Raw genomic sequence first — 25,991 nt, forward strand, 5'->3', positions numbered from 1 at the left:
TCCGCGCTCAGAGGCGCGATTCGCGCAGGTAGATGAGGACGCTCGCGCCGAGGAAGCTGAGCCCGGCGAACGGGAACTGTTCTCGCGTCATCAGTACGAGTCCGGCGCCGAAGAGCGCGACGACGACGGCGAGCGCGCCGGCGCGGAGGACGGTTACTGTATCGGTCATGTCGGAGCGCGGAATGATAGGTACTGCGGTGATAGTCGAGTACGGGCGCCGCGTGGCGACCCGCGTCGATGCCTGTCTGGTGCGGTCAGTCGTCGCTGACGTCGGCGCCGGTGTCGCGGATGTCCGTCACCACCTCCGTGCCGGAGGTGTTGATGTCGAACTCCTCGTCGGTCATCTCGTCGATGCGCTCCTTGAACTCCTCGGAGGCGAGGACGTCGTACTCGTTCTTGAGGCCGAGGTAGACGGTGTAGCACATCACGACGAGGATGATGGCGAACGGGAAGCCAGTGGCGATGGCGGCGGTCTGGAGGGCGTTGAGGCTCGCCTCCCCGCCGCCGTAGAGCAGGAGCGCGGCGACGCCGCCCTCGGTCATCGCCCAGAAGATGCGCTGGGCGCGCGGGACGTCGTGCTTCCCGCCGGAGGTGAGGTGGTCGACGACGAGCGACCCCGAGTCCGAGGACGTCACGAAGAACGTCACGACGAGCAGGACCGCGACCAGTCCCGATATCGCGCCGATCGGGAACTGGTCCAGCATCGCGAACATCGCGACCGTCTGCCCGACGTCATTGTACGTCGCGAGCACGGAGCCGTTCCCCATCAGGGTGTTGAAGAGGCCGCTGCCGCCGAACGCGGCGAGCCAGATGGTGGAGAACAGCGATGGGAGGACGAGCACGCCGAGGACGAACTCGCGGATCGTCCGCCCCTTCGAGATGCGCGCGACGAACATCCCGACGAACGGCGACCACGCGATCCACCACGCCCAGTAGAACACCGTCCAGGCGTGGACGGTCGTTGCGCCCTCGCCGAGCGCGCCCGTGAAGAAGGAGAGCGTGAGGAGGTCTCCGAAGTACGCGCCGAGGCCCTGCACCCACGTGCTGAAGATGAAGATTGTCGGGCCGACGATGAGGAGGAAGCCGAGCAGCGTGAACATCAGGTAGACGTTCAGCGTGCTCAGACGTCTGACACCGGCGTCGAGACCGGCGGCGACGGACGCGGTGGCGATGAGCGTGATCGCGACGATGAGCAGTATCTGTGGGATGGTTCCGGTCGGGACGTTCGCGACCCCGAGCATGCTGCTCCCGAGGATGTAGGAGAGACCGGTGTTGATCTGGGCGACGCCGAGGCCGAGCGAGGTCGCGAGGCCGAACAGCGTCGCGAACACCGAGACGAGGTCGATGACGTGGCCGGGCCAGCCGTAGATGCGTTCGCCGAGGAGCGGCCAGAAGATCGAGCGGAACGTCAGCGGGAGCCCGCGGTTGAACGAGAAGAACGCGAGGCCGAGCCCGACGAGGCCGTATATCGCCCACGGGTGGAATCCCCAGTGGAAGAACGTCTGCGTCACCGCGGCGATGCCGGCTTCGCCGGTGCCGGCTTCGGCGCTGTAGAAGCCGGGGACGTTCGAGACGTAGTAGAGCGGTTCGGAGACGCTGTAGAACATCAGTCCGATACCCATGCCGGCGCTGAACAGCATGGCCATCCACGAAAACGTGCTGAACTCCGTCTCGGCTTCGACGCCGCCGAGTCGGATCTTCCCGTACTTGCTGACGGCGAAGAAGAGGAGCGTGACGATGAAGATGTTCACCGAGAGGAGGTAGAACCACCCGAAGTTCCCCTCGAAGAAGCCGCGAATGTCGGAGTAGACGGTCGCAGCTTGCTGTCCGAGCACGAGCGTCACGACGACGAACAGCCCGATGATGAGGAGCGCGGCCGGGAAAACGACGGGGTGAACATCGAAGCCCCACTTCTGGATGTTCCCGTCGCCGGGTTCGCGCTCGGTCTCCGGGTGGAAGAGGTCCACCTGTAGTCCCTTCGAGACGCCGTCGCTCGCGTCGTCGCTGTTCGACATCGTTACGCCCTCCGCTCCTGGTCGTCGCTGTCTGCTGACTGTATCATGGGTTCGTCCCTCGTCGTGTTCACTGAGTCGTCCGGCGTGTCTCGGCGGCACTCCGTCTCGATCGAATCGTACGTGTCGGTGTCACGCGTACGGAACGCAGGTCGGTAGCATGACACATAACCCTTTGGCAGAAGATGCGAGGGTGTTTATGACATAGTGGGACAGAAAGGGACCAAATTGGATTCTAGCGTCCTAGATTGGTTGGTATATGTGGTATCTATGGACGATCAGTCGAATCTGTCGAGCGAGAACATGTCGATGTCGTGGTCGCTCTCGCCGTCGACGGCGAGGTCGGCGAGCACCTCGCCGATAGCGCTCGCGAACTTGAAGCCGTGCCCGGAGAACCCCGCGCCGACCGCGACCTGCGGGTGGTCGGGGAGCGTATCGAGGATGAAGTGCTCGTCGGGCGAGTTCGTGAACATGCACGTCGAGAGGCGCATCGTCGGTCCCGCCGCGCTCGGGAAGTACTTCTCCGTGACGTCGCGGAGCACGGCCTCGTCCGCCCGATTCGGCTCCCGATCGAAGTCGTCCGGGTCCACGGTCTCCTCGCGGTGGTGGTACTTCCCGAGTTTGAACCCGGGGACGTCGTGGATGGGGAAGCCGTAGAAGCGCCCCTCGGGGACGCTGAGGTTCCACACCGGGAACGACTCCGGCCGGTAGTCATCGAGCGCGTCCCCGTCCGGCTGGAACCACGCGAGCGCCTGGCGCTCGGGCACCGCGAGCCCGTCGAGGGCGTCCGCGAGCGTGTGGGTCCACGCGCCCGCGGCGAGCACGAGCGAGTCCGCGACGTAGACGCCGCGGTCCGTCCGGACGCGGACGCCCCCGTCGTTCGTCTCCGCCCAATCCTCGACGCGCTCGCGGGCGCGTATCTCCGCGCCGCGCGCCTGGGCGGCCTCCGTGTGGCCGACGATCGCCTGCTCGGGGACGACGAACCCGCCGTCCGCCTGGTACACGGCTCGGTAGTCCTCCGGGAGGTCGTAGCCGGGGAAGCGCTCGTTCACCGCCGCGCCCGACAACACCTCGTGTGGGATGTCATGCTCCTCGCAGGAGCGCTTCGAGCCCGCGAACACCTGATCGTCCGCGGGTCCGGCGTCGATCGAGCCCGTCCGGTGGATGACGTCGCGGCCGGTCTCCGCCGCGAGCTCGTCCCAGAGGTCGTACGCGCGCTCGATGAGCGGCACGTACGCGGGATGCTCGTAGTATGCGCGCCGGATGATTCGCGTGATACCGTGCGAGGACCCCTTTGTGTGCGGGATGTCGTAGCGTTCGAGGCCGAGGACGTCGTGGCCGCGCTCGGCGAGGTGATAGGCGGTCGCGCTCCCCATCCCGCCGACCCCGACGACGATCGTATCGTATCGGTCGGTCGTAGCCATCGTCTTCCCGAGTTCGATATCCCCGTTCTTGAGTCTTCACCCTCGGATGTGAACCGTTTATACGCTCGTCCACCGCGACGTCGCCCCCGCCGCCCTCGCGTTGGTTCTGATCCGTCCATGTTTTCAGTCCCATCTACTGCGATCGGCCGCGTATTCCGCCTTCACTTATACGGGTGCCGTATTCCCGACGAACCATTTTTACCGTTACTGTCTACCGTTCTCACATGACGCGCTGGAACGACGGCCACGACGACGTCGGTGCGGTGAGCGCCGACATCACCGAGGAGACGAACGCCCTCCCGGCAGAGTACTTCACCGACCCGGACGTCCACGAGATGGAGAAGGAGAAGGTCTTCGGCCGCTACTGGGTGTACGCCGGCCACGCGAACCACGTCCCCGAGCGCGGCGACTACTTCACGCGCACCATCGGTGACAAGCAGATAATCGTCACGCGCGACGGCGAGGGCGACGTTCGGGCGTTCTACAACGTCTGCGCGCACCGCGGCTCGAAGATGCTCGAGGACACGCCGATGACCGATCCCGGCACCCTCAGTCGCATCACCTGCCCGTACCACCTCTGGGCGTACGAGCTCGACGGCGACCTCGCGAGCACGCCGAAGAGCTTCGAGGAAGCCAGCCTCAACCCCGACCTCGACGACGACGCCGTCCGCGAACTCGACCCCGAGGAGAACGGCCTCATGGAGGTCACCACCGACTCCATCGGCCCGCTCGTCTTCGTGAACTTCGCGGACGACCCCGACCTCACGCTCGCGGAGCAGGCGGGGTCGATGAAGGACGAACTCGAAGCCCTCCCTCTCGAAGAGTACGAGCATGCGCGGCGCTACGTCTCCGAGGTCGAGTGCAACTGGAAGACGTTCAGCGGGAACTACTCGGAGTGCGATCATTGTCAGGCGAACCACCAGGACTGGGTGCAGGGCCTCGAACTCATGGAGTCCGAACTCGAAGTCAACGACTACCACTGGGTCCTCCACTACCAGCATAAGGAGGACGTCGACGACGAAATGCGCATCCACGAGGAACACGAGGCGAAGTTCTACTACTTCTGGCCGAACTTCACTGTAAACATGTACGGCACCGCCGACGGGTACGGGACGTACATCATCGATCCGATCGATGAGGGTCGCTTCCAGCTCGTCGCCGACTACTACTTCCGTGACTCCGAGCTCACCGACGAGGAGGAGAAGTTCGTCCAGACGAGCCGTCAGCTCCAAGAAGAAGACTTCGAGCTGGTCGAGCGCCAGTACGAGGGGCTGCGCTCGGGCGCGCTCGCGCAGGCCCAACTCGGCCCGAACGAGCACACCGTCCACAAGCTCCACCGGCTCGCGCAGGAATCCTACGAGGCCTGACAATGGCGTCGACAACGGACGCCGAGCGGCCGCACGCCGGCGCGATCACGTGTGCGGCCTGCGACTTCCACGCCGTCATCACGGAGCCGAACGACGCGATCGAGCGCTATCGGCGCCACCGTAGCGTCACCGGGCACGCCATCAAGTGGGAGCAGACGGCGCTCGGCGTCGGACTCGACACGAACGACATCGAGACCGCGCTTGACGCGCTCGGCGACGAGTATCCCGACGGCGTCCCTCTCGGCGTCCTCACAGCGGCACTCTCCGAACAGGGGGTCACTATCGAGACGACGCTCGATGCGATCTACGACCTCCGGATGGAGGGTGCGATCTACGAGCCGCGGGACGACCACGTCCTCGTGGTCTAAGCGACGCCGCTCCTATTCTTCGAGCAGCGTCGATTCGACGAGCTGGGCGGTCCCGCGGCGGATCCGACCGCTGACAGCGGTCGAAGAGATGCCGAGGCCGTCCGCGAGGTCGGCGAGAGAGGCCTCACGCGGCTCCTCGAAGTACCCTTCCTCGTACGCGGTGACGAGCGCGTCGCGCTGTGCGTCGGTGAGCGTACTCGGCTCGCCGTGCTCCCAGCCGTCCTGTCGGAACGTCCGCTTGAGCGTGAAATCGATCCCCTCGGACTCGCAGTACTCCCAGAGGCCGGAGAGCGACTCGCGCCCGGTGAGGAGGAGGCGAACCGTCCAGCCGCGTTCGCTGCCCTTCGCCTCGAGCATCAGCCCGCCCAAGGAGGTGACCATCGGCGACAGGAGGATGGTGTCGTCCGTGTGGCCGATCCGATAGATGCGCGTGTCCCCCTCCTCAGCGATGCGCGTCCACTCGCTAACGGTGTGGTCGGCGTCGAGCGCTTCCTCAAAGTCGCCATTGATCCCCTTCACGAGGAAGAAGAACTGGCCCGTCTCGGGGTCGGTCGCGGACTGCGAGACGACCTTGAGCTCGTCGCTCGCGTGGGACTCGATGGTCGGCGTCAACGCCAGATCGTCGTGTCTGATGTCCGCAACGGTGACGAGGCTCACCGTTCCTCCCGACGGCCGCGGCGACGCGTCCCGCGCGACGGCGACCCGAGACGATCCGCGGGCTTCCGTTCAGAAATACCCCTCTTCTCCGAACAATATTGTCTATACCCACTCACTATAGGAACGAATCGGGCGGATATATTTATAATTTAGCCCTAACGTATTATTCTGTCGTATAAACCCTCTCACTATTCCACACCGCGTTTCAGGGACGCCGGATCCGTGGTCACGACCAGTATGTCTGTGGGAGACTCACTGCAACGGATTGGGTGTTTCCTTGAGAAATGCGAACAGCGGTCGAGCATCGACGTCCGTGGCGCGGACGTCACGATCACGGACGACGAAGCGCGCGTCGACGCCGACATCGCGCTCGCGACCGACGACGGGACGCCAACGGCCGCTGTCGACGTCCGAGACGCCTCCCTCGACGCCGACGGCTCGCTCGCGGTCACGCTCGCGTTGAGCGGTCCGCTCGTTCCCTCCCACGCCGACGCCATCGATGTCGCGGTGCGTGACGTCTCCCTCACCCCCACTCCGACCGCCGTCGTCACGGCGCGAACGCCCGTCAGATCGGGATCGTCGGCGGGCAACGCACCGACGGCGACGACGCCCACGCCCGACGACGCACAGGGCGGTGGCGACGCCGACGTACCGCCGTTCCGGGACGCCGATCGGCTCGCCGAGATCTACGCGTCGTGCGAGACGTTCGCCGAGATGGCGGACGTCATCGAGATGGACGTCTCCGCCGAGACCGTGCGGCGCTACATGATCCGGAACGGGATCCACGAACCGGACAGCTACGACACCGGGGACGCGGACGACGCCGCGACACCGGAGGCCGCGCCCGCCGCGCAGTCGCCGTCCGCGACACCGGACGTCCGCGACGATACCGCGCCGCCGATCCGGACTGACGGGATGGGCCTCCCGGAGTCGGTGACGGTCGACGACCTCGTGGCGGCCGTGAACGACGCCGGCACGATCCGCGAGGTCGGGCGGTGTCTCGGCATCGAACGCATGGACGCCTTCGAGTTGCTCACCGATCTCGACCTCCTCGAGTTCGTGATGGGGCGTCTCACCCGCGACGACGACGGCCAGGTCGGCCGAGAACAGATCCTCGCTCGCCTCCGGGAGACCGCGGTCCAGTCGTGATAGCCCCCTAGCCCCCGCAGCACAGTCGCAACCGTCGCGTAGCCCCCGCGATCCGGCACCGAACGCGTCACCGTCTTGGCGTCGGTCGATCGTCCGACCGGGGCCGCCTCCGGGCGTTCAGTCGGCGTCGGCGACGACCTCGATCTCGACGGCGGCGCCCTTCGGGACGTCGGCGACGCCGACCGCGCTCCGCGCCGGCGGCTCGTCGTCGAAGAAGTCGCTGTACGCCGCGTCGAACGCGTCGAAGTCGTCGATGTCGTCGAGGAACACCGTCGTCTTCAGGACGTCGCTTGCGTCGAGTCCCTCCGCGGCGAGGACGGCCTCGACGTTCCTGAGGCACTGTGCGGTCTGCTCGTCGACCGGCGCGTCGTCGAGGAGGTCGCCGTCCGCCGTCAACGGGAGTTGCCCGGCGGTGAAGAGGAGATCGCCGTTCGTCGTCGCCTGACTGTACGCTCCGACTGCCGCTGCCGCACCGTCTGTACTGATAATTCGCGTCACACGCATTCGGTCTACCCGATCGATAGTAAAACCGCTCGACGCGGGGGGAACCACGACCACTCGGATTATTTAGGTGCCCCGGGTGACGTCGTCGACGGTGTATCCGGCGCCTTCGATCGTGGTAACGATCGAGGCGGCGTGCTCGGCGCCGTTCGTCTCCACGCGGAAGAGGAGATACGCCTCCCCGACGTCGAGCGACTCGTCGGCGCGGACGTGCCGGACATCGTGGATGTTCGCGTCGCGCTCGGCGATGAGCCCAGCGAGACGCTCCATCTCGCCGGGACGGTCGTCGATTTGCACGCGCAACCGGAGCGTCTGCTGGCGGTCGGTGAGCGCGTGTACGAGCACGGTCTGGAGCATCGTCATGTCGAGGTTCCCTCCGCAGAGCAGCGGCATCACGGTCTCGCCCGCGACGTCGAGGTCGTCGCCGAGGAGCGCCGCGACGGACGCCGCGCCCGCGCCCTCGATGACCTGCTTCGCGCGTTCGAGAAGGAGGAGGATCGCGCGCGTGATCTCGTCGTCGGTGACGGTCACGACCTCGTCGACGTGGGCGTCGATGGTGCGCAGCGTCAGCTCAGAGATGCCGCCGGTCGCGATACCGTCGGCGATCGTGTCCGTCTCGTCGAGCGTCACGGGCGCGCCCTTATCGAGGCTCGCGTGGACAGTTTCGGCACCGCGGGCCTGCACCCCGACGACACGAACGCTCGGATCGTGGTGTTTGATCGCGGTCGCGATCCCCGAGATGAGCCCCCCGCCGCCGATCGGGACGACGACGGTGTCCATCTCGGGGAGGTCCTCGTACATGTCGATGCCGAGGGTCCCCTGGCCGGCGACGATGTCTGGATCGTCGTAGGCGTGGACAAACTCGGCGTCGGCGCCCTCGACGAGCGACTGCGCGTGTGCCATCGTCTCTTGGAAGTCCTCGCCGACGAGCTCGACACTCGCACCGTAGTCGCGCGTTGCGTCGACCTTCGCCTGCGGTGCGGTCTCGGGCATCACGACCGTAGAGTCCGCACCGCACTCGGTCGCGGCGAGCGCGACGCCCTGGGCGTGGTTGCCCGCGCTCGCCGCCACGAACTCATCGACGCCGTCCGCGACGTCCTGGCTGATCTTGTTGAACGCGCCCCGCGTCTTGAACGAGCCCGTCCACTGGAGGTGTTCCATCTTCAGGTGGACGTCCGCGTCGACGAGCTCGCCGATCGACGTGCTGCGCTCGACCGGCGTGCGTTTGACGACGTCGTCGCGGAGGCGCTCGCGCGCGCGCTCGATGTCGCTGTACTGGATCGGGTGGTGGGGTGCGTCGGTCATCGTGTTTTCCTCGTCGCCCGTGCGGGCGCGACTCGCCCGCGTCGTCGCGATAGGCGGCCATGACAGCGACGGAGTATATAGCTATCGTCGCCCCGCGATCGACGCGTCGCCACGAACCGCCGACTGGAACGACGGGGGAGACGAATAGCAGTGAGACAGCCGGTATCGATGCGCGTTGGCGGATCGGCGATCTGCTCGTCGAGCGACGTCCGCGACGCGAAACACATGTGCCTCTATACCCCCAAGATTTGAGAGGTCGTGTTCTCGCGGTGCGGCGGGCGGGGGACGGCGAAGGCCTATAGGAGAGTCCCGTGACGTGCGGACGATGACGTACGAAACGGTCCGGCGGATCGACACAGCGGTGGCGTCGGCGCTGACGGGCGAGCGCGAGCGGCAGAACGGAACGCTGGCGATGATCGCGAGCGAGAACCACGTCAGTCAGGCGGTCATGGAGGCACAGAGCTCCGAGCTGACGAACAACTACGCGGAGGGCTACCCCGGCGGGCGCTACTACGGCGGCTGCGAGTACGCCGACGACGTCGAGCAGCTCGCGATCGAGCGCGCGAAGGAGCTCTGGGGGGCCGAGCACGTCAACGTCCAGCCCCACTCCGGGTCGCAGGCGAACATGGCGGTCCTCATGTCCGTCCTCGATCCGGGCGATACGATCCTCTCGCTCGACCTGATGCACGGCGGGCACCTCTCGCACGGCCATCCCGCGAACGCCGCCGGCAAGCTCTACGACGTCGTGCAGTACGAGGTCGACAGCGAGACCGGACGCCTCGACTACGCGGGCCTCGACGAGCTCGCTCGCGACGTCGAACCCGACCTCGTCATCTCCGGCTTCTCCGCGTACCCCCGCGAGGTCGACTGGGAGGCGATCCAGGAGAGCGCCGATTCGGTGGGCGCCTACCACATGGCCGACATCGCGCACATCACGGGGCTGGTCGCGGCGGGCGAGCATCCGAGTCCGGTCGGCATCGCGGACTTCGTCACCGGGAGCACGCACAAGACGATCCGCTCAGGTCGCGGCGGCCTCATCATGTGTCGCGAGGAGTACGCCGACGACGTCGACGCCGCCGTCTTCCCCGGGATACAGGGCGGTCCCCTCATGCACAACGTCGCGGGCAAGGCCGTCGGATTCGGCGAGGCCCTTGACCCCGAGTTCGACGCGTACGCCGCGCAGGTCGTAAAGAACGCCGAGGCGCTCGCGGAGACCTTCGAACTGCGCGGGCTCTCGCTCGTCTCCGGCGGGACGGATACCCACCTCGTCCTCGCCGACCTCCGGCCGTCGCATCCGGAGACGGCCGGGAAGGACGTCGAAGCGGCGCTGGAGGAGGCGGGGATCGTCCTCAACGCCAACACGGTGCCGGGGGAGTCGCGCTCGGCGTTCAACCCCTCGGGTATCCGTGCGGGGACGCCCGCGCTCACGACGCGCGGCTTTGAGGAGGCGGAGATGCGCCAGGTCGGCGACCTCATCGCGGACGTCGTCGACGCCCCGAACGACGAGGACGTGATCAAGGGCGTCAGCGCACGGGTCGACGAACTGACCGACGCGTACCCGCTCTACGACTAATCGGGCGAACGCTTGCGGTCGCGCACCGAGGCAGCGTCGTGCCCCCAAGTCCCATCGCCGACGGCGTCGAGTCCCGCCGACCGAAACACATCAGCATGTGTATGATTTGTGGTTGAATATGTGCGCCCTCGGCACGTACTACTAAGTGTCGTACCCGACTATCAGCACACGTCATGAGTGAGACAATCACGCTGACCGAAGCGACGGATCTGATCGAGGAAGCCGAGGCAGCCGCCGCCGAGATGGATCTGAAGATGGTGATCACGGTCGCAAACCCGGAGGGGAACCTCGTCGCCCAACACCGGATGGACGACGCGTGGCTGGCGAGCGTCTCCATCTCGCGGAACAAGGCGTACACGGCGGCGGCACTCCAGATGCCCACGCACGACCTCGCGGAGGCGTCGACGCCCGGGGAGTCACTTTGGGGACTCCAGACGACGGACGAGAACCGCCTCGTCGTCTTCGGCGGCGGCTATCCGATCGTACGCGACGGCGACATCATCGGCACCATCGGCGTCAGCGGCGGCGAAGTCTCGCAGGACATGGCCGTCGCCGAAGCCGCGCTCGACGCGTTCGAGGAGCACACCGCGTAAGATGGCGTTCACCGAGTCGGATCCCCAGATCGCCCAGCGCCGCACGTTCCACGCGTATCCGGAACCGTCGTGGTGCGAGTTCCTGACGACGAGCCGGCTCGTCGACGCCGTCGAGGAGATCGGCGTCGACAGCCTGCACGTCGGCTCATCGGCGCTCGACGCGGACGAGCGCGTTGGGGTGCCGGACGTCGACACGCTCGACCGGTGGCACGAGCGCGCGGCTGACCGGGGCGCACGCGCGGACGTACTTGACGCGACCGCAGGAGGGACGACCGGGCTCGTCGCGGTGCTCGATCGCGGACCCGGCCCCGTCGTCGGCCTTCGGGTCGATATCGATGCGCTCCCTGTAACGGAGGCGGACGACGACGGGCACCAGCCCGCGGCAGAGGAGTTCCGCTCGGAGAACACGGGCGTCATGCACGCCTGCGGGCACGACGCCCACATGACGATCGGCCTCGGCGTCCTCGAGGCCGTGAAGGCGAGCGACTTCGCGGGAACCTTCAAACTCTTCTTCCAGCCGGCGGAGGAGGTACTCGGTGGCGGTCGTCCGATGGCCGAGAGCGGGCACGCCGACGACATCGATGCCCTCTTCGCGGTGCACGTCGGCTTCGATCACCCGACGGGCGAAATCGTCTCCGGCGTCGAGAAACCGCTCGCGATCCGCCAGACGCACGCCCGCTTCACCGGCGAGAGCGCACACGCCGGCGCGGCACCACACGAGGGGCGAAACGCCGTCCAGGCCATGGCCACGACGGTGCAGAACGTCTACGGGATCGCGCGGCACGCTGACGCGCTCACTCGCGTGAACGTCGGACGCGTCGAGGCCGGCACCGCGTCGAACGTCGTCGCGGACGACGCCGTCCTCGAACTCGAGGCGCGTGCTGGGACGAACGATGTCCTCGACTACCTCACGGATCGCGTCGACCGCGTCCTCGAGCACGCGGGCGCGATGCACGACTGTACCCTCTCGACGGAGACCGTCGGACGGGCGCCGCGCGTCGACAGCGACGACGGCCTCGCGGACATCGTCGGCGCCGTCGCCACCAACGTTCCAGCCGTCGAGTCCGTTCGCCCGAGCGCGCCGTTCGGCGCGAGTGAGGACGCCACGTACCTCATGCGCCGGGTACAAGAGCGCGGCGGCGAAGCGACGTACGTCATCGTCGGCACCGACCACCCGAGCGGTCACCACACGCCCACGTTCGACATCGACGAAGCCAGTATCGATATCGGAATAGACGTGCTCACGCGCGCTATCCGGCGGACTCTCGGCGACGACGCATAGATCGCGACCACCGTTCGCCCCGTGGTGGACCGCGGGCCGTCTCGATGGCTTCTGTCGACACCGAACTCGGAGCGTCGCTGGCGCATCCTCGGCACTCCGCGAATTCCTCGACGCCGTACGGGCCGAGGGCTGGCACCGACTCGGGGAGCGCGGCGTCGTCGCAGCCCATCGTCGCCTAGGTATCCCGCACGGCATATTACACCGATAGGTGTGTAAATACCTCTTAGTGAATTTAGGACGCCGATCGGGGGCATACGCACCCGAGGTCGTCCGCCCGAATCCGGTCGGCGCGCACTGTCTAGTTGAGTCAGTTTGAAAAGTGAGCAGGTCTACGAGCATCTCTAGGCACGTTACTCAGCGACCTGCTCGTTCCTCAAACTGACTCAACAAGCCAGTGCACATCTGTCTAAAATTCATCTCAAAATACTATCTTTGCAACTGATACGAACCGGCACCGAGCGCTCACGGAAGGCCGTTCACGACCGAGTACGGAAGACCGATCTATATTCGTTGACGGCGTGAATTCCGCTCACATCGCGCTCGACGGAACGACGGCGTTGGCATAACGGGTCCTCCGGAATCCGTGGGAAACGCGACATCGAAGACAGCACCGGAATACGGAGTGTTCTGATCGGCGAACGAGATACATCGTGTCTCGATAAGGCGGTGTGTCTCGTCGATCACGCCGAGTATCTAGGACTGCACTCCGACGATCGGGGATCCGGTTTCAAACCGCTCGTCACGAAAATCGTAATACCGTGAAAATATAGATAGATTGATAAAAGTTCGCACGTACTCTCTAATCGATGTTTTTCAGCCACATCGGTCCGGAGATTCAAAAACGTGGTCAAAAGAATTCGTTACCTGGTGGAACACACGTAACGAACGTGGAGTCTCACCGCCTTCCGAGAGCGACGATACGACCGTGATACTGGCCGACGTGCTATCGTTCCTGAACGCGAACTTGGCCCGAATTATAGTTTCTTCCGTCTACTATTTACCCGGTCGTGGGATACAAACGAACACCTGATGTCGAAAGTAGTGCGTACACGTATTATGTATCTTAATCCCCTAATCCAGTATATGACGTCTATATCGATGTAAAACACGTCCCATCAGAGACGACGGCGTCGGTGTCGAGGATGGGGGAACTGGTATCGATGCTGTCGGCGACAATCACGACGGTCGATGCGACGGCAGATGCGATACTCTTGGTTCACGCCACTCATCGTGAAGGAGAGTCAGTCCTGTCTCGTCGGTGTACCCGAATACATCGAGGAACTTCGAGTGCTAGAACTCGGCTATCGCTCGCAGACGCGCGCAAAGTTGTCGAGGACGCGGGTCGCATTCGAATCCGCAAACCCGTATGCCCCGGGAGTAAAATCGTCCGGCTCGCCGACGACGCGCTCGGTGAACTCGGGGTGGAACTGCACCGTCCAGAGTGGCGCGTCCACGTGCCGCGAGCAGAAATAGTCGCTATACGATGTCGACGCCGTCGCGACCATGCCGTCACCCAGTTCGGTGACGACATCGGCGTGGAGCACCGGCACAATAGGAGCAACGCCGTCGAGAACGGCGTCCTCCGGATCAGTGCGTGACATCTTTACAAACGTTGCCCGTCGCTCGTCGCGCTCGACCGTCCCACCCAGCGCCTGATTCACGAGCTGGTGACCGAAGCAAATGCCGAGCAGCGGAACGTTTCGCTCGACGCACCGCTTGACGAGGCGAGACTCCGGATCTATCCAGTCGTGATCGTCGTAGACGCTCGCGGTGCTCCCGCTGAGGACGATCCCGTCGACGTCGTCGAGGTCGGGCGGCGTCGGATCGTCGGCGAAGACCCGATAGTCGGACGCCGAGAGTAGCCGCGCGATCTCGGGGCCGAGATACCGGTAATCGGGTTCGACTTCGGTGTCGAGAACGCTGATCATTGGCTCATGCTTCGTGGCGGATCGTGGTACTATAAGTGTGTTCACGGCGCGTGAGACGAAAAACCGCGGAGGCTAGTATCGATTCGCGTCATCGTGCGTCGCGTCTCTACTCACGCAGAGATCTATCCGCCGTACACATCGGGATGTAAAAGCCATGTGTGGGCAAAGATATATGACACTGGTACAAGTCCGTACGATAATGTGGCCGTCGATTACGTCGGCGGTCGAGCTGAGATATGACTGATACCCAGCAAACGATGGCGAAGCGTCTCGAGGCCGCCGACGTTCGTCACGTCTTCGTGGAGTTTGCGGACGTGAACGGGATGTCGCGTTCGAAGCAACTCACGACGGAGCGGTTCCTCGACGTCTGGGAAGACGGAATCCCGGTCAACATGCTGTTGCTCGTCCAAACGACGCGCAATGAAGTGCCGTCGAACTCGAAGTTCGGTGAGGCCATCGGGTACGGCGACGGGATCCTTCGACCCGACCCGTCGACGCTCCGCACGTTACCGTGGCGCGACGACGCGGCGCGGGTGCTCTGTGACGTGGAATATGAGGGCCAGCGCGTCGCCGCCGCTCCGCGCAGCGCGCTCCGGAACGTCCTCGACTCGGCGGACGTCGGGATAGAGTTCGGTGTCGGAAGCGAGCTCGAGTTCTACCTCCTCGAGGAGAGCGACGAGGGGTACGCGCCCGCGACCGATCACAAACACGAGTGGGTCTCAGAGGTCACTGAGCGCGTTGCACCGTTTTACGACCGCCTCTCGAAGTGGGCGCCGGCGTACGGCATCCCGATTCATTCGCTCGAACACGAGCACGGTCCGGGACAGCTCGAAGTCCTCTTCGACCACAGCGACGCGCTCACGCAGGCTGATCGGACGTTCGACTTCGTCCGACTCGTGAAGCGGACGGCGACGCTGACCGACACCGTCGGGACGTTCATGCCGAAGCCGTTTGGCGACGAGAGCGGGAGCGGCTATCACCTCCACGTCAGCGCGCAGCGCGACGGCGAGAACGCGTTTGACGACGGGGCGGACACGCTCTCCGAAGTCGGCCGGCAGTTCGTCGGCGGGCTCGTCGAACACGCGGACGCGCTGACAGCGTTCGGGATACCGACGCTCAACGGCTACAAACGCCTCGATCCGGAGGGATTCGCCCCATACGCCGCGACGTGGGGGTACGACGACCGACGAACGGCGTTCCGCGTCCCGTCCGGATACACGCGCGTCGAGAACCGTATCGGCGCGGCCGACGCGAACCCCTATCTCTTCATCGCGGCGACGCTGGCCGCGGGCCTCGACGGCATCGAACGCGGCCTCGACGCTGGACGGTCGGGCGCCGAGACGGTGGACGGCGACGCACGGACGCTCCCGCAGACGCCTATGCAAGCGTTCGAAGCGTTGGAGAACGACGACGCACTCATCGGCCGGCTCGGAAGCGACGCCGTCGAGGCGTACCTCTGTACGCGACGTCGCGACCTCGCGGCCTTCGACGCGTGCGTCACGGACTGGGAGCGTGAACGCTACGTCGACATGCGCTGACGGGAGAGAGCGACCGCGCGTCTCGCGTCCCGCTCAGCTCAGCACGAGCTCACCGTCGTCGGAATCGAACCCGATCAGGACGTCCTCTCCCTCGTCGAACCGCTCGACGCCCTGCTGGCGCTGGAACTGTACGGTCAGCACGCGTTCGCCGACGTCGACCTCGTAGAGGGTCCGAGAGCCCTTGTAAATCGCGTTCTCGACGACACCCTCCCACGCGTTGTCCGCGGCGAGATCGGCTCCCAGCCGTAGGCTCTCGGGACGCACTGTGTAGGCGGCGTTCTGCCCCTCGGTGAGGTCGACGCCGTCGTCTTGGACGAGCGTGACGTCGATATCGCCGGCAAGGACGACTCGGCCGTCGGCGCGCGAGATCCGCCCTTCGAAGAGGTTCGTCTCGCCGAGAAAGCTCGCAACGAACCGGGTGTTGGGGTGCTCGTAGAGGTCCATGGCCTCGCCCACCTGCTCGATTTGACCGTCGTTCATTACGGCAATACGATCGCTCATCGTCAGCGCCTCCTCTTGGTCGTGCGTGACGTGAACGAACGTGATGCCGAGCTCCTCCTGTATCTCCTTCAGCTCGATCTGCAGGCGCTCGCGGAGCGCGCGATCGAGGGATGCGAGCGGTTCGTCGAGGAGGAGGACGTCGGGCTCCTGAACGATGGAGCGCGCCATCGCGACGCGCTGTTTCTGGCCGCCGGAGAGCGCGTCGGCGTCGCGGTCCTGATAGCCGTCGAGCTCGACGAGTTCGAGGACGCTCTCGACGCGCTCTTCGCGTTCGGCCTTCGGAACGTCGCGCATCTCGAGGCCGAAGGAGACGTTCTCTCCGACGGTCATGTGTGGGAACAGAGCCCACTCCTGAAACACGATACTCGTATCGCGCTTGTTGGCCGGAAGCGACGTGACGCGCTGTCCGCTGATTCGGACGTCGCCGTTAGTCGGCGTCTCGAGACCGGCGATACAGCGTAGCGTCGTGCTCTTCCCGCACCCGGAGGGACCGAGGAGGGTGAAGAACTCGCCGGATTGTACTTCGAGATCGATGCCGTTCACCGCGACGGTGTCGTCGTACTCCTTCCGGAGTGCGTCGAGTCGGACGTGTCCACTTTCACTCATGGATATGGGGACGTGGCGGGTTCGCTCCGCCGAATCACTCCTGTATAGAGCGGAACCCTATTTCAAGGTACCGACCATAGGCAGATGTTACGCGTGCATCTGATAGGCCTATATCCAATCATGTAGTCAGTTATTTTCACTATTACAACCAAATCTACCCTATAATTCGCAGATAGTCCATCAAAACGATTATACTGGCGGACGTGTTTGGCAGGTACGTCAGCATGCGAGACGATACGACGACACGGCGGAAACTACTCACCGTGACGGGCGCAGCCGGAGCGGCAGCACTCGCCGGTTGCGGCGGAGGCGGCGGTGGAGGAAGCGGCTCCTCATCGGGGAACGACAGCGGGAGCGACGATAGTAGCGGGTACGGTGGCGAGTCGCTGAACGTCCTCACGTGGGCGGGGTACGGCGGCGTCGCTGAAATGCTCGAGCAGCAGACCGGCGCGACCGTGAACGTGAAACTCATCTCCTCCGACGTCGAGGGGTTCAACACCCTGAACGCCGGCGGGGTGAATCAATTCGACGTGATGGTGCTGGACAACACGTGGGCGAAGCGCAACGCCCGGGCGGACACCATCAGACCCGTTCAGGAGGGCGACTACCCCTCGCGGGAGAACTGGATGAGTCAGTTCAGCTGGCCCTACGACACCTTCGTCAACGAGGGACAGATGTACGCGGCTCCGCCGCGGTGGGGGTGGGGCGGACTCGGCTACGACGACCGCTCGGTCGACCTCTCCACGCTCGAGGAGAGGGGGTACGCGGCCGCGTGGGACGGGAGCTTCGATGGCGAGATAACGCTGCTCGACTGGCCCACGTGGACGATCCCGCTCGTCATCATGCAGCTCTTCGACCTCGACGGGCAGAACCCGATGGATATCGAGCTCTCGGATTCGAGGCTCCAGCAGGTCGAAGATACCCTCGTGAAGATGTTCGACAGCGCCGTCGCCGTCCACGGCGGCGCAGCGGGTGTCCGACAGGACATGCTGCAGGGGAACGCCACGCTCGTCATGGGGACGGGGAACTTCGGGCTGAGTCAGCTCCGCGCCGAAGGCAACGACTGGATGAAGCTCATGTATCCGAGCGACATCGGCGGCTGGTACTGGACGGAGGGTCTCACTCTCGTCAATAATCCCGACCTCAATCGCGACCTCGCGGTCGAGTTCCATAACCAAGCGCTCACGCCGGAGGGTCAGTACTCTATCTGTTGGGAAGACGCTGAATCGAAGGGGGCGCCCGTCAACACGGCCGCTTTCGATGAGTTCAGCGAGGAAGAGCAGAAGACCATCATGATGTATAAAGACCAGGGGTTCGAGGCTGCAGAGCACCTTCTTGAAGATCTCGTCCAGTACAAAATCTCCCCACAGCAGGACGAGTGGCTCGACATGTGGTCGCGCGCGAAGGCAAACTCCAGCCTCTGAGGCGGGACGCTTCCCAGCTTACCTTTTCCTTCGACGTCGCTCTCGAGCGACGCGTTCATCCGTAAGTGGGGCACCAGTCGTCACCGTCAACGCTGGATTGCATCGTACTGGCAAAAGGACGGTAGATAGAGACCGTCGGACCGATCCACGATCCCGTCAGTCTTGGAAGTACTGACTGGCCGCAATGACCGTCATCGAGATGACAAAGGCGAGCGTCGAGATGGAGTTGACGATGGGTGACGTCGCCCGGTTGATAGTAGAGAAGATGAACACGGGAAGCGTGTTCTGTACGCCGGAGGTGAAAAAGGCGATGAGGAAGTCGTCGAAGGAGAGCGAGAACGCGAACAGCGCACCGCTGATGATCCCCGGAGCGAGCAGCGGGAGTGTGATACGCCGGAAGACCGTCCATCGGGACGCACCGAGGTCTCGCGCGGCCTCCTCGAGTAGGGGGTCGAAGCCGCGGAGCCGGGAACTCACCGTCACGACGACGAACGGTACGACGAAGACGAGTTGCGCGATGATAACCGTTCGGAGCGTCCGCGTCACCTCGAGGTAGTTGAACATCATGAGGATGGCGACGCCGAGGATGAGCCCTGGAATCGTCATCGGTGCGAGGACGAGCGTCCGGTAGATGCCCTTCAGACGGAAGTTCCGACGGACCAGCGCGACGGCGCCGAGCGTCCCCAGGATCGTTCCGACGGTCGTCACGAAGAACGCCACGTACAGGCTGTTTACGATGGAGTTCATCGCCTGAGAGTTACTCAGAAGCTGTCGATACCACGTGAGCGTGAATCCGTCCCATGGCAGGTTGGAGAACGCGCCCTCCTCGAAGGAAAAGACGACAATGACGATGATGGGCGTGTAGAGGAACAGCATCACGAGGACGGTCCATCCCCCGAGCCAGTGCGCTGAGACCCAGCGGCCGACGGCGGCCAGCGCGCGCCGGTCGTCTCCCGATGCGCCCTCCGTGGTGTCTGTCTGCGTACTCATGTCAGAAGAGGTCCTCCATATTCGCGTACTTGAGCATCACACCCAGCGCGACGAGCACGATGAGCATGAGGATACTACCGAGCGCGGAACCGGCGGGCCAGTCAGCGCCAAAGCCGAACTCGTACTGAATGCGCGTTCCGACGTACGGGATACCGCCACCGAGGAGGGACGGGACGATATACGCGCCCATGCTAAAGATGAACACGAACGTCGTACCGGCGACGAGCCCCGGAACGGACAGCGGGAAGATGATACGCTTGAACACCTTCCAGCGGGACGCACCGAGGTCGTAGGCCGCTTCGACGTACTCGTCTCGGATGGTACCGAGCGTCGAGTAGAGCGGTAGAATCATAAATGGAAGCCAGAGGTAGACGAGCCCGAACCAGATGGAGAACCGGGTGTTGAGCACGAATGTCAGCGGCTCGTTGATGATGCCGGCGAACGACAGGAAGTTATTGAGAAGTCCGTCCTCCGAGAGGATGATACGCCACCCGTAGATGCGAACGACGTAGTTCGTCCAGAACGGGATGATGACGAGAGCGGCGAGTTGGTTCTGGTACTCACCGCCGAAGCGCGCGATGTAGTACGCGATCGGGTACGCGACGATCGCGGCCGTCACCGTCGTGAGCGCCGCGATGAGGACGGTGTTCTCGAAGGCGGCGATGTTCTGGACTTTCGTAACCCCGGCGACGAAGTTGTCGATGCCGTAGTGGGCCACGAGGTTGTAGTTCTCCATCTCCATCGTGGCGATCATCAACATGATGAACAGCGGCCCGAGGAAGAAGATGCCCTCGAGCAGGAGTATCGGACCGGCGGTCACCAGTAGCTGGACGTAGGAGTTCTCGGCGATCCGGTCGAGGAACGAGGACTCCGAGATTGCCTGTGTACTTGTCGTTTCTGTCATCGTATCACATCTGTTGTGTCACACGTGTTCGCTTATGGCGATACACACGCATCACGTTCGACGAGTATTCTGCGTGTACTTAACATTTTGTTCCGCATACTTAGACATCCCACCACGCGGACGCGTGCTCGACGACGGAGTCGAGGCGGCGGTGGGCCGAGTCGGCGTCCTCGTCGAGCCATGCGAACGGGTCCTCGATGCCGGTGTCGACGCCGACGGCACCTTCGAGGACGCCGAGGGTGGCGTACGGGAGGTGGCTCACCTGATAGCCCCCCTCCTGAACGAGAGCGAGAGGGGCGTCCACGGCCGTTGCCAGTGTACGGGCACGGTCGCCGAGGGTGCGGAACCCCTCTTTGGTCACCACGTTCCGCCCGAGCGGATCGACCGTTCCGGGATCCTGGCCGGCGGAAACGAGGAGGAGGTCGGGATCGAACTCTCCAACGACCGGGGCGACGACTCTATCGAACGCCGCTGTGTACCCCTCGTCGCCCGTTCCGGGGGGGAGCGGAACGTTCAAATTGTATCCGTCCCCGTCACCGATCCCGGATTCGTCGAGGTCACCCGTCTGCGGGTGCGCGTCGCGATCCCACGACCAATGATCGTTGTGCAGAGAGACGAAGAGGACGTCATCGCGGTCGTAGAAGCACTCCTGCGTCCCGTTCCCGTGATGAACGTCCCAGTCGACGACGGCGACCGAATCGACGGCACTACTCACGAGCGCGTGCTCGGCAGCGACGGCGACGTTGTTGAAGAAACAGAAGCCGTCAGCCTGCGCGGGCTGGGCGTGGTGTCCGCTCGGTCGAACGCACGCGTACGGGATACCCGCTCGCTCGGTGTCGATCGCGCAATCGACGGCCGCGATTGCGCCGCCGGCGGCGTGCCTCGCGGCCTCGAAGGAGTGCTCGTTGGCGCCCGTTTCGGCCGTGAGACGGCCGCCGCCGTCGCGGCAGAACGCCTCGAACGAGTCGACGTACGACGGGTCGTGGACACGTTCGAGTTGCGCACGCGTCGCAGCCGGCGCGGGCTCCCACGTCACGTGGTCGTCGAACTCGTAGCGGAGGATGTGCCGGATGTTCTCGACGCGCGCCGCCCTGTCCGGGTGCGGTTCCTCAACGGCGAGCCGTCCGGTCCACGCCGCCTCGAACTCGCCGGCCGGTGGTTCGTGTGCGAGAAAACTGTCGTCCCAAAACGCGGTGACGCGGGTCACGGAGGTGGGACGGCGGGTGACGACTAATACGTTTCGTCGATGGGGGCGGAACAGTGAAGTGAGTGCGCGGACAGCCTTCGGGTGGCGCGGATACGATGTCGTCCGTCGACGAACGCAGAACGCGTTATCGGAGACGGGCGACACCGTCCCGAACCCCGGGCCTGTCCGCCACACACTCATCCACCCATGCAACTCTGGAACGACGTCGAATCGACGTATCGTGATCGGACTCCGACCAGCGCCGACTTCCACGCGGAGACGAAACGACACGTCCCCAGCGGGGTCGGCTCCACGTACCGCGAGTGGGATCCCCACCCGCTTTATATCGACGAGGCTTCGGGCGTCCACTTCACGGACGTCGACGGGAACGACTACCTCGACTTCGGGTTGAACAACGGCGCGGGGATGAGCGGACACGCCCACCCGGCCATCACGGAGGCGGCGAGCCGACAGTTGGACGAGGGAACGCTGTACACGAAGCCGAGCAAGCTCCTCCACGAGGCAGCGGCGGAGCTGAAAAAGCGGTGGTCGGGGATGGACCTCGTGCGCTTCACGAACAGCGGGACCGAGAGCACGATGCACGCGATTCGCGTCGCGCGCGCACACTCGGGGAAAGACAAGGTGTTGAAGATAGAGGGATCGTACCACGGTTGTCACGACTACGTCCTCCTCAGCAAAGCGGCGGGTCGCGAGAAGCTCGGGCACGCCGACCGACCGACGCGCGTCGTCGAGAGCGAGGGCATTCCTACGAAAGTGGCCGAAACCGTCGAGATCGGACCCTGGAACGACCTCGAGGCGATCGAGAGCGTTCTCCGCGAGCACATAAACGAGATCGGGACGATCATCGTCGAGCCCATCGTGATGAACGTCGGGGTGACGCAGCCATACGGGGAGTTCCTGCAAGGCTTGCGCGAGCTCTGTGACGAGTACGGGCTCGTCTACATCTTCGACGAGGTAAAGACGGGCGTGAAAGTCGCACCCGGCGGTGCAGCGGAGTACTACGACGTCGAGCCCGACCTCGTGACGATGGCGAAGAGTATCGGCGGAAACCTACCGGTCGGTGCGTTCGGCGGGTCGGAGGCGGTGATGCGCGAGATAGAGAACGGCGCAGCCCACTACGGAACGTATAACGCGAATCCGCTCGCGCTCCGTGCCGTCATCACCCAGCTCCGCGATGTGCTGGACGATGACGCCTACAGGCACGTGAACGACCTCGGAGGGCGCCTCGTCGCGGGGTACGAGGACATTATGGCTGACCACGGTATCACCGGACACGTCGAACACGTGAACTCACAAGGTATCGTCTCGTTCACTGACGAGACCATCCGCGACTATCGGGACTGGATCGAACACGTCGATGTGGAGTTCCACGAGAACTACTGGTTCGCGATGCTGAACCGGGGCGTTATGCCCCATCCACACAGTGCCTCCCAGCAGTGGACGATCAGCGTCCAACACACCGAGGAACACGTTGAGGAACACCTAGAGGCCTTCGAGACGATCGCACCGCGACTGGCGGACGAACAGGGAGAGTGAGACGCCGAACGCACCACGTCAGATATCCGGTGCCCGGCGTGCCGTGTCCCTCTATGTCGAGGTTTATTTTCCGTCAGTTTCTATCGACCAAGGGCATGATTTTATTACTTGTGAGAGATAGACAAGACTCATGGTCAACAATGAGGAGGAGACGGACGAATACTCCGTGCTGTTCATCGGCGGAGAGACGACGCCGGCGGCAGACGGCGCGACGTACGACATCACGGACCCGGTAACCGAAAAGCGAAGAGAAGCGGTCGCGGCCGCCGACACCGAAGACGTCGACCGCGCCGTCGTACACGCTCGCGAGGCAAGTGAGACGTGGACGAGTCTGGAGGCCGCCGAACGTGGACGGCGTTTGCACGCGTTCGCGGACGCGATCCGCGAGGAGGCGGCGGCGCTCGCCCGACTCGAAGCCCGTGACGCCGGCAAGCCGCTCTCGACCGCCGAAGCAGACGTCGGGAGTCTCGCGCGCTACTTCGAGTACTACGCGGGGATCACGGACAAGATCGAGGGGGTGGCGCTCGCGACTGACGACGCCCACTTCGGCTACACACGGCGCGAACCGCTCGGCGTCACGGGTCACATCCTCCCGTGGAACTTCCCGCTCCTCCTGTTCGGGCGGAGCGTCGCGCCGTCCCTGGCCGCGGGCAATGCGGTCGTCGTGAAGCCCGCGGAGGAGACGCCACGGACGTCGATCGCAGTGGCACGCATCGCCACGGACGCGGGGATCCCCCCAGGCGTTATCAACGTCGTCCCGGGACGCGGTGCGACGGCGGGGAGCGCACTCGCGAACCACGCGGGTATCGGCTGCGTGAGCTTCACGGGATCGGTTCCGACCGGCATCGAGGTCGGAAAGGCGGCGGTCGAGAACGTCAATCCAGCGCACCTCGAACTCGGGGGGAACGGCCCGAACGTCATCTTCCCGGACGCGGACTTCGAGAACGCCGTCGACAACGCGGTCGCGGCCGTCTTCTCGAACGCCGGGCAGGTGTGTTCAGCCGGCCCCCGTCTCATCGTGCACGAAGACGTACACGACGCGTTCGTCGACGCAATCGTCGCACGCGCGGAAGCGATGTCGCTCGGCCCGGTACTCGACGACCCCGACATGGGCCCGCTCGTTTCCGAGGCCCACTACGAGAAAGTACGTGGGTATATCGAATCCGCCCGAGAGGTGATCGGTGAACCGGTCACGGGCGGACGAGCGCTCGACCGAGCGGGCTACTTCGTGGAGCCGACGGTGTTCGACGACGTGCCGAATGACGCGAGAATCGCCCGCGAAGAGGTGTTCGGGCCGGTTCTCACCGTCACGACGTTCGCGGACGAGGAAGAGGCGATCGCGCTCGCGAACGACACCGAGTACGGGCTGACGGCGGGTATCTTCACCGAGAACCACGGACGCGCACACCGGTTCTCGCGCGACGTCGAGGCGGGCGTCGTCTACGTGAACGAGTGGTTCGCACCGGGCGTCGAGGCGCCGTTCGGTGGGTACAAGAAGAGCGGGATCGGGCGCGAGGCCGGGCTAGAAGCCGTACGAGGGTACACGCAGACGAAGGCCGTCTCGGGGTGCATCGAGAAGTAGGGCGGACGCGATTAGTCGTCGAAGACGACGCCGAGCGCGTCGTCGAGTGCGTCGAGGCCGCGTTCGAGTTCGGTTGCACTCGCGATGAGCGGCGGGGAGAGGAGTATCTGGTGGGCGGGGCGGCCGCCGGCGACCAGTACGCCGTTCTCGCGGGCGTGCGCGATGACGTCGTGAACGGGGTTCTCACCCGCGTCGTTAAGCGGGTCGTGGTACGGCTCGCCGGTCTCGGGGTCGGTTATCTCGACGCCCCAGTGATAACCCCGTCCCTGTATGCGGCGCACGGCGTCGTGAGCGTCGGCGATGGCCGCCAGCCCGTCCGCGAGGACGGATTCGTTCTCACGGACGTTCGCAATGACGCCGTCCGCGTACTCGTCGATGGCGGCGAGGCTGGCGGCACAGGCAACGGGGTGGCCGGCGAAGGTCTGACCGATGTCAAATCCTTCCTCGGCGATCTGCTCACCGATCTCGGGAGCGGCTATGACGCCGGCGAGCGGGGCATACGCGCCCGTCGCTCCCTTTGCGAACGTGAGCATGTCTGGTTCGACGCGTTCGGTCTGAATACCGAACCACTCACCGCACCGACCGAATCCCGTGATGACCTCGTCCGAGATGAGAAGGACATCGTACTCGTCGCAGACGGCACGGACTCGATCGAAGTAGTCGGCGGGGCCGACGTATGCCCCACTGGCACCCGCGACGGGCTCGATGAGGACGGCGGCGACGGAGTCGGGTCCCTGGTTTCGGATGACGTACTCGAGGTGGTCGGCGGCGCGTCGAGCGAGCGCTTCGGGGTCGTCGGTATCGAACGCCTCGGGGGTCGGCGGGAGGAACTTGCCGGCGCCAGTGGTCGCGGCGTGTTCACTGAGCGTGGTACGCGTCGTCGGATCGCCGGTGAGGCTCCCGGCGCCGTACGTACTTCCGTGGTAGGAACGCCAGCGCGTGAGTACCGTCGAGGCGTCCTGATGCGTACGGGCGAACTGCACGGCGAGTTCGTTCGCTTCGCTCCCGGAGACGGCGAAGGAGGTGTACGAGACGCTCTCGGGCGAGATGTCGTCGAGGCGGGACGCGAGCTCGTCGCGAACCGGCGCGTGCTTCGCGGAGGAGACGTACGGAATAGTGCCGACCTGCTCGTCCATCGCGCGTCGAACGGCGTCATTGCTGTGACCGAGATTGCAGCAGTAAAGCTGTGAGCAGAAGTCGAGGTACGCGTGTCCATCGGTATCCCAGACGTACGAGTCAGTGCCGCGCTCGATGTTGAGGATCTCGCTATCCGGATCGTACCAGTGTGGAACGTTTAGCGAGTCGCCGTTCGGTGAGTGGTGCGACATGGTCACTCAATGGCCGCCGATCCCGATAATACTTTCTCAGCTGGAGAGTGGGAGTGGTCACTAAATAGAGACGGAGTTGGACGTAAGATGTAGTATTTTCTATACACAAACACAGAACACTACCAAAACCAATAAATATTGGATTTTATTCAATAAAGAATGTGCGTAGCTGAGCGTTTCTGTTACAGATATATTTTTGTAAACTCGGGAGTGGTC

Annotated in this window: 22 protein-coding genes; 10 read left to right on the forward strand and 12 right to left on the reverse strand. The window is 64.4% G+C overall.

Features of this window, described 5'->3' with window-relative positions; translation table 11 throughout:
• Positions 1–7: 7 nt before the first annotated feature.
• The 3 genes from J2754_RS13295 to solA all read right to left on the reverse strand — a co-directional run bounded on the left by J2754_RS13295 (position 8) and on the right by solA (position 3,436).
• Positions 8–169 carry a hypothetical protein gene (locus J2754_RS13295; RefSeq protein WP_176969903.1) on the reverse strand — a complete coding sequence of 54 codons (162 nt, stop codon included), beginning with the start codon at positions 167–169 and terminating at the stop codon, positions 8–10.
• An 85-nt stretch (positions 170–254) separates the two neighbouring features.
• Positions 255–2,015, reverse strand: a complete 1,761-nt coding sequence (locus J2754_RS13300; RefSeq protein ID WP_188879003.1) for a BCCT family transporter — start codon at positions 2,013–2,015, stop codon at positions 255–257.
• Positions 2,016–2,290: 275 nt separating this feature from the next.
• Positions 2,291–3,436 (reverse strand): N-methyl-L-tryptophan oxidase, encoded by a 1,146-nt coding sequence (gene solA, locus J2754_RS13305; RefSeq protein ID WP_211087705.1) that lies wholly within the window; start codon positions 3,434–3,436, stop codon positions 2,291–2,293.
• A 224-nt stretch (positions 3,437–3,660) separates the two neighbouring features.
• Here solA and J2754_RS13310 point away from each other — a divergent pair, with 224 nt between their 5' ends.
• The gene (locus J2754_RS13310) at positions 3,661–4,803 is read left to right on the forward strand and encodes an aromatic ring-hydroxylating oxygenase subunit alpha (RefSeq protein ID WP_211087706.1); all 1,143 of its coding nucleotides are present in this window, start codon (positions 3,661–3,663) and stop codon (positions 4,801–4,803) included.
• Between the two features lie 2 nt (positions 4,804–4,805).
• Positions 4,806–5,171, forward strand: coding sequence for a hypothetical protein (locus J2754_RS13315; RefSeq protein WP_211087707.1), 366 nt, complete (start codon positions 4,806–4,808; stop codon positions 5,169–5,171).
• 12 nt (positions 5,172–5,183) lie between these two features.
• Here J2754_RS13315 and J2754_RS13320 read toward each other — a convergent pair whose 3' ends face one another.
• Positions 5,184–5,828, reverse strand: coding sequence for a helix-turn-helix domain-containing protein (locus J2754_RS13320; RefSeq protein ID WP_211087708.1), 645 nt, complete (start codon positions 5,826–5,828; stop codon positions 5,184–5,186).
• A 237-nt stretch (positions 5,829–6,065) separates the two neighbouring features.
• Here J2754_RS13320 and J2754_RS13325 point away from each other — a divergent pair, with 237 nt between their 5' ends.
• Entirely contained in the window at positions 6,066–6,977 is a 912-nt protein-coding gene (locus J2754_RS13325; RefSeq protein ID WP_211087709.1) for a DUF8073 domain-containing protein, read from the forward strand.
• Positions 6,978–7,094: 117 nt separating this feature from the next.
• Here J2754_RS13325 and J2754_RS13330 read toward each other — a convergent pair whose 3' ends face one another.
• Together J2754_RS13330 and ilvA are read right to left on the reverse strand one after the other, a co-directional pair.
• Positions 7,095–7,475, reverse strand: coding sequence for a Rid family detoxifying hydrolase (locus tag J2754_RS13330; protein ID WP_211087710.1), 381 nt, complete (start codon positions 7,473–7,475; stop codon positions 7,095–7,097).
• A 69-nt stretch (positions 7,476–7,544) separates the two neighbouring features.
• Positions 7,545–8,783, reverse strand: coding sequence for a threonine ammonia-lyase (gene ilvA / locus J2754_RS13335; RefSeq protein ID WP_211087711.1), 1,239 nt, complete (start codon positions 8,781–8,783; stop codon positions 7,545–7,547).
• Positions 8,784–9,108: 325 nt separating this feature from the next.
• On the opposite strand from ilvA, the gene glyA reads away from it, so the two are divergent.
• The 3 genes from glyA to J2754_RS13350 all read left to right on the forward strand — a co-directional run bounded on the left by glyA (position 9,109) and on the right by J2754_RS13350 (position 12,231).
• Complete coding sequence (gene glyA / locus J2754_RS13340) at positions 9,109–10,356, forward strand: serine hydroxymethyltransferase (protein ID WP_211087712.1); 1,248 nt, start codon at positions 9,109–9,111, stop codon at positions 10,354–10,356.
• Between the two features lie 173 nt (positions 10,357–10,529).
• The gene (locus J2754_RS13345) at positions 10,530–10,949 is read left to right on the forward strand and encodes a GlcG/HbpS family heme-binding protein (protein WP_211087713.1); all 420 of its coding nucleotides are present in this window, start codon (positions 10,530–10,532) and stop codon (positions 10,947–10,949) included.
• Position 10,950: 1 nt separating this feature from the next.
• Complete coding sequence (locus J2754_RS13350; RefSeq protein ID WP_211087714.1) at positions 10,951–12,231, forward strand: amidohydrolase; 1,281 nt, start codon at positions 10,951–10,953, stop codon at positions 12,229–12,231.
• A 1,301-nt stretch (positions 12,232–13,532) separates the two neighbouring features.
• Here J2754_RS13350 and J2754_RS13355 read toward each other — a convergent pair.
• On the reverse strand, positions 13,533–14,159 hold the full coding sequence (locus tag J2754_RS13355; RefSeq protein WP_211087715.1) for a type 1 glutamine amidotransferase: 627 nt from the start codon (positions 14,157–14,159) through the stop codon (positions 13,533–13,535).
• A 236-nt stretch (positions 14,160–14,395) separates the two neighbouring features.
• Between J2754_RS13355 and J2754_RS13360 the strand changes: the two genes are divergently transcribed.
• Positions 14,396–15,697 carry a glutamine synthetase family protein gene (locus tag J2754_RS13360; protein WP_211087716.1) on the forward strand — a complete coding sequence of 434 codons (1,302 nt, stop codon included), beginning with the start codon at positions 14,396–14,398 and terminating at the stop codon, positions 15,695–15,697.
• Positions 15,698–15,730: 33 nt separating this feature from the next.
• Here the strand turns inward: J2754_RS13360 and J2754_RS13365 are convergent, their stop codons facing one another.
• Positions 15,731–16,804 (reverse strand): ABC transporter ATP-binding protein, encoded by a 1,074-nt coding sequence (locus tag J2754_RS13365; RefSeq protein ID WP_211087717.1) that lies wholly within the window; start codon positions 16,802–16,804, stop codon positions 15,731–15,733.
• A gap of 224 nt (positions 16,805–17,028) precedes the next feature.
• Between J2754_RS13365 and J2754_RS13370 the strand changes: the two genes are divergently transcribed.
• On the forward strand, positions 17,029–18,228 hold the full coding sequence (locus J2754_RS13370; RefSeq protein ID WP_211087718.1) for an ABC transporter substrate-binding protein: 1,200 nt from the start codon (positions 17,029–17,031) through the stop codon (positions 18,226–18,228).
• 156 nt (positions 18,229–18,384) lie between these two features.
• Here J2754_RS13370 and J2754_RS13375 read toward each other — a convergent pair whose 3' ends face one another.
• From J2754_RS13375 to J2754_RS13385, 3 genes are all read right to left on the reverse strand, one after another.
• Positions 18,385–19,218 (reverse strand): ABC transporter permease, encoded by an 834-nt coding sequence (locus J2754_RS13375; protein WP_211087719.1) that lies wholly within the window; start codon positions 19,216–19,218, stop codon positions 18,385–18,387.
• A 1-nt stretch (position 19,219) separates the two neighbouring features.
• Positions 19,220–20,122, reverse strand: coding sequence for an ABC transporter permease (locus J2754_RS13380; RefSeq protein WP_211087720.1), 903 nt, complete (start codon positions 20,120–20,122; stop codon positions 19,220–19,222).
• 100 nt (positions 20,123–20,222) lie between these two features.
• A complete protein-coding gene (locus tag J2754_RS13385) occupies positions 20,223–21,329 on the reverse strand; it encodes a class II histone deacetylase (RefSeq protein ID WP_211087721.1) in 1,107 nt (368 codons plus the stop codon).
• 186 nt (positions 21,330–21,515) lie between these two features.
• On the opposite strand from J2754_RS13385, the gene J2754_RS13390 reads away from it, so the two are divergent.
• Both J2754_RS13390 and J2754_RS13395 read left to right on the forward strand, forming a co-directional pair.
• Positions 21,516–22,865 (forward strand): aspartate aminotransferase family protein, encoded by a 1,350-nt coding sequence (locus tag J2754_RS13390; protein WP_211087722.1) that lies wholly within the window; start codon positions 21,516–21,518, stop codon positions 22,863–22,865.
• A gap of 130 nt (positions 22,866–22,995) precedes the next feature.
• Positions 22,996–24,447 (forward strand): aldehyde dehydrogenase family protein, encoded by a 1,452-nt coding sequence (locus J2754_RS13395; RefSeq protein ID WP_211087723.1) that lies wholly within the window; start codon positions 22,996–22,998, stop codon positions 24,445–24,447.
• A gap of 11 nt (positions 24,448–24,458) precedes the next feature.
• On the opposite strand, the gene J2754_RS13400 is transcribed toward J2754_RS13395, so the two are convergent.
• Complete coding sequence (locus J2754_RS13400) at positions 24,459–25,775, reverse strand: aminotransferase family protein (RefSeq protein ID WP_211087724.1); 1,317 nt, start codon at positions 25,773–25,775, stop codon at positions 24,459–24,461.
• Positions 25,776–25,991 lie beyond the last annotated feature (216 nt).

It is taken from the genome of Halarchaeum nitratireducens, assembly GCF_017874695.1.
Taxonomy (GTDB): domain Archaea; phylum Halobacteriota; class Halobacteria; order Halobacteriales; family Halobacteriaceae; genus Halarchaeum; species Halarchaeum nitratireducens.